The following is a 4,486-nucleotide window of genomic DNA, read 5'->3' as shown; positions in this document are numbered from 1 at the left end:
CGTCCACCGTGAACCAGTGGGCCAGATGCAGCTTGTTGGCCTCCACCCAGTCGCGCACCTCGTCGATGGACGCGCCCGCGCGCGCCCGCTGCACGGCGTGCCACACGAGCAGCCCCTGCCCGCCCGAGGCCGCCAGCGTGTCCACGGCGTAGAGCTTGCGATCGGGAAACTCGCCCGCAAGCTGCTTCATCAGCAGCTCCGTGGCTTCGAACGTGCCCGAAAGCCCGCTTGAGAAGCCCAGGTACAAAATATCGCGCCCCTGCTCCAGAAGCCCGCGCATGAGCGCCTCGGAATCGGCCAGGTTCGGCAGCGACGTGGTGATCACCTTGCCCTCGCGCATCATGGTGTAGAACTGCTTGAGGTCGGTATGCTCGCCTTTGAGGTAGCTTTGGTACTGCTCGCCGTCCACCATGAAGGTGAGGGGCAGGATGTGCAGCCCGAACTCGTCTATCATCTCCTCGACGAGGTTGCTGCTGGAATCGGTGACGATCTCGAAGTCCATGGGAGCCTCCGCTTTCTTACGACTCCGCTCCGAAAGCAGAGCCGTGTTTTCTTGCCGAACGCAATATAGCACACAACGTGCGTATACGATGACGGGTTGATGCGCATGCGTCGAGTATAATGGTGGGCCAGCGATTCCGGGCGCTGCCGACTCTCCATCGGCTTTGATGCCCGATGGGAAGCGAGGTGCATGGTTTATGGGCAACGTGCTGGAAGAATATCGCAGGCAGAAGCGCATCGGGCTTGAAGGCAGCATTTACCACAAAACGCAAGTTGAACTTGCCTATAACTCGAACCATATCGAAGGGTCGCGCCTGACCGAGGACCAGACGCGACAGATTTTCGAGACGCGTACTGTTGAGGGTTTTGTGCGCCTTGACGATGTTCGGGAGGCTGCGAACCATTTCCGCCTGTTCGACCTCATGCTGGACACGGCCGACGAACCGCTTTCGATCAACCTGGTCAAGCAGTTTCATCGTGTCTTGAAGGAAGGCACTGATCAGGCCCTTTCCGATGTGGCGTACGAGCCGGGCGTGTTCAAGACTTTGCCAAACGAGGTGGGGGGCGTGCTCACGACCGCCCCCCAGGACGTGCCCGCCCGCATGAACGCATTGCTGGACTCCTACCAAGCAGAACCGCGCACGTTTGCGTCTATCGTCGGCTTTCATTGGCGGTTCGAACGGATTCATCCCTTTCAAGACGGCAACGGGCGCGTGGGTCGTATCATCATGTTTCGCGAATGCCTTGTAAACGACATCGTTCCTTTCATCGTGCGAGACGATACGAAAGCGTATTATTACCGCGGGCTTGCGAACTACGATGACGAGCCCGGGTGGCTGCTCGACACCTGCCGCAGTTTCCAAGACGATTTCGTAGCGCGGTTTTTGCCGCTCGTTCCGCATGTGGAAGCAACGGAGATAGGGTAGGGCCGGACTTTCTCGGTGGAATCGAAGGTCGCTTTTCCTTATACTGAACAAGTTTGACGAATACGGGGGCCAGCGGATGGTCGCCCGAGCGGATACCGAGCGGATAAGAGGAAAGGCACGTTTCAGTGGGCAACACGTACAAGGACACGATGAACCTTCCCAAGACCGACTTCGCGATGCGGGCGAACCTGCCCGAGAACGAGCCGAAGCGGCTGGCGAGGTGGGAGGAAGAGCATATCTACGAGCGCGTGCTCGAAAAGAACAAGGACGGCAAGCCGCACATCCTGCACGACGGGCCGCCGTACGCCAACGGCCCCATCCACATCGGGCATGCCTTCAACAAGATCCTCAAGGACTTCGTCAACAAGTCCCATGCGCAGCGCGGCTTCTTCACGCCCTACGTGCCCGGCTGGGACTGCCACGGCCAGCCCATCGAGCACATGGTGGAAAAGACGCTCGGCCCCGAGAAGATGGCCGCCATCGACCAGCCCACGCTGCGCCGTTTGTGCCGCGAGTGGGCCGAGAAGTACGTGGACGTGCAGCGCGAGGGCTTCAAGCGCCTCGGCGTGAACGCCGATTGGGAGCATCCCTACCTCACGTTCACCCCGAACTACGAGTCGGGCAACGTCGAGGTGTTCAAGAAGATGTACCTAGACGGCTCGGTGTACCGCGGCCGCAAGCCCATCCACTGGTGCAAGCGCTGCCACACCGCGCTCGCCGAGGCCGAGATCGAGTACTCCGACGAAGAATCGCCCTCCATCTTCGTGCGCTTCAAGCTTGACGCGATGCCCGGCGTGTTCGAGGCCGCAGGGGCAACCGGCGACGCGCACGTGCTCATCTGGACGACCACGCCCTGGACGCTGCCGGCCAACACCGCCGTGTCGCTTGCGCCCGACGCCGACTACGTGATGGTGGCGGCCGACGGAGCGAACATGATCTTCGCCCGCGAGCTGGTGGAGCAGGTGGCCGAGATCGCCGGATGGGAGGATTACGACCTCGTGCGCGGCGAGGACGGCGAGCCGGTGGCCCTCAAGGGCCGCGAGCTCACGGGCCTTGCCTACACGTGCCCCATCAGGCAAGACCTCAAGGGCACCATCATCTACGGCGACCACGTCACGCTCGACTCGGGCACGGGCGCGGTGCACACGGCCCCCGGCCACGGCCAGGACGACTACCTGGTGGCGCTGGAGTTCGACGTGCCGCTGCTCATGCCGGTGGACGACAACGGCGTGCTCACCGACGAGGCGGGTTCCTTCGCGGGGCTTGACGTTGATGAGGCAAACCCGGCCATCATCGAATGGCTGCGCGAGCGCGGCACGCTGGTGGCCGAGAAGAGGATCCTGCACAGCTACCCGCACTGCTGGCGCTGCCACGAGCCGGTCATCTTCCGCGCCACCGACCAGTGGTTTGTTGCCATGGACAAAAACAGCCTGCGCGAGCGGTCGCTCGACGCCATCTACAACCAGGTGGAATTCGTGCCGAAGTGGGCCGAGAACCGCATCGGGAGCATGGTGGCCGACCGCCCCGACTGGTGCATCTCGCGCCAGCGTTCCTGGGGCGTGCCCATCCCCGTGTTCAAGTGCGCCAAGTGCGGAAGCACGGTGGCCACCGAGGCCACCTTTGACGCGGTGATCGACCTTTTCAACCGCGAAGGCGCCGACGCGTGGTTCACGCGCGAGCCCTCCGAGTACCTGCCGCGCGGCACGAAGTGCGAGGCGTGCGGCTCCTTCGAGCTCATGCCCGAGAAGGACATCCTCGACGTGTGGTGGGAAAGCGGCGTGTCGCACACCTCCGTGTTGAGGCACCGCGAGGGCGAGGGACTGCGCTTCCCGGCCGACCTGTACCTGGAAGGCTCCGACCAGCACCGCGGTTGGTTCCAGTCGTCGCTTCTCACCAGCATGGGCGCCTACGGGGTGCCGCCGTACAAATCGGTCATGCACTGCGGCTTCACGGTGGACGAGCAGGGGCGCAAGATGTCCAAGTCGCTTGGCAACGGCGTCGATCCGGCCGAGGTCATGGAGAAGTACGGCGCCGACGTTTTGCGCCTGTGGGTGGCCAGCGTCGACTACTCCCAGGACGTGAGCATCTCCGACAACATCTTGAAGCAGGTCTCCGACGCCTACCGCCGCTTCCGCAACACGTTCCGCTTTTTGCTGGGCAGCCTGGACGACTTCTCGGACGCGCTCGTCGTGGGCGACTGGGAGGCGCTCGAGCCCATCGACCGCTACATGATGGCCAAGACCTACCTGCTGGTGACCGAGGTGGAGGCCGCCTACGACGCGTGCCGCTTCAACGCGGCGTACCGCGCGTGCTACGACTTCGTGAACGACCTGTCGGCCATCTACATGGACGTGGCGAAGGACCGCCTGTACTCCGAGGCGCCAAACAGCCCGCGCCGCCGCGCCGCGCAGACGGTGCTCATGAACATCCTGGAATCGCTCGTGCGCGTGCTGGCGCCGGTGCTGTCCTTCACGACCGACGAGGTGTGGGAGCACTATCCTAAAGGTATGCGCGCCGCGCGCGGAGACGCTCTGACAAGTGTGCAGCTGGCCGGCTGGCCCGCCCGCGCGGACTTCGCGCCCGCCCTGCCCGCCGACGTGCAGGGCGAGATCAACGCGTTCGCGCCGGCGCTCGCCGCGCGCGAGGCGGTGACCAAGGCGCTCGAGGACGCGCGCGCCGCCAAGCTGGTCAACAAGAGCCAAGAGGCCGCCGTCACCCTGACGGCGCCGGCAGAGGAGCTGGCGGCCCTCAAGGCGTTCGGCCCCGAGGCGCTCGGCGAGCTGTTCATCGTCTCTGGCGTGGACTTCGCCCAGGGAGACGAGCTTTCCGCAGCCGTCCGTCCCGCCGACGGCGAGAAGTGCCCGCGCTGCTGGAACTACCGCGAGCTTGGCGGCAACCCGGCCCATCCGCACGTGTGCGCGCGCTGCGGCGACGCGCTTGACGCCATCGGGTTCGCCGAAGGGGAGTAGCGCTTTGGACGAGCAGACGAGCGCGCCCGCGTCCTCTCAGACGCGGGCGCCCAGCAAGCACACCCTGCTCCTGTTTTCCCCTTCCAAGGA

General features: G+C 64.2%; 3 protein-coding genes. 2 read left to right on the top strand and 1 reads right to left on the bottom strand.

Annotated elements, in window-relative coordinates; genetic code table 11:
- On the bottom strand, positions 1-502 hold a 502-nt coding region (locus ACWKY3_RS13690; RefSeq protein WP_449316949.1), incomplete at its 3' end, for a DegV family protein.
- A 196-nt stretch (positions 503-698) separates the two neighbouring features.
- Here ACWKY3_RS13690 and ACWKY3_RS13685 point away from each other — a divergent pair.
- The gene (locus ACWKY3_RS13685; RefSeq protein ID WP_449316948.1) at positions 699-1,427 is read left to right on the top strand and encodes a Fic family protein; all 729 of its coding nucleotides are present in this window, start codon (positions 699-701) and stop codon (positions 1,425-1,427) included.
- A 125-nt stretch (positions 1,428-1,552) separates the two neighbouring features.
- A complete protein-coding gene (gene ileS, locus ACWKY3_RS13680) occupies positions 1,553-4,396 on the top strand; it encodes an isoleucine--tRNA ligase (RefSeq protein ID WP_449316947.1) in 2,844 nt (947 codons plus the stop codon).
- The last annotated feature ends 90 nt before the right edge of the window (positions 4,397-4,486 follow it).

This window comes from Rubneribacter sp. (assembly GCF_965361815.1).
This window is presented reverse-complemented; position numbering and strand designations above follow the sequence as displayed.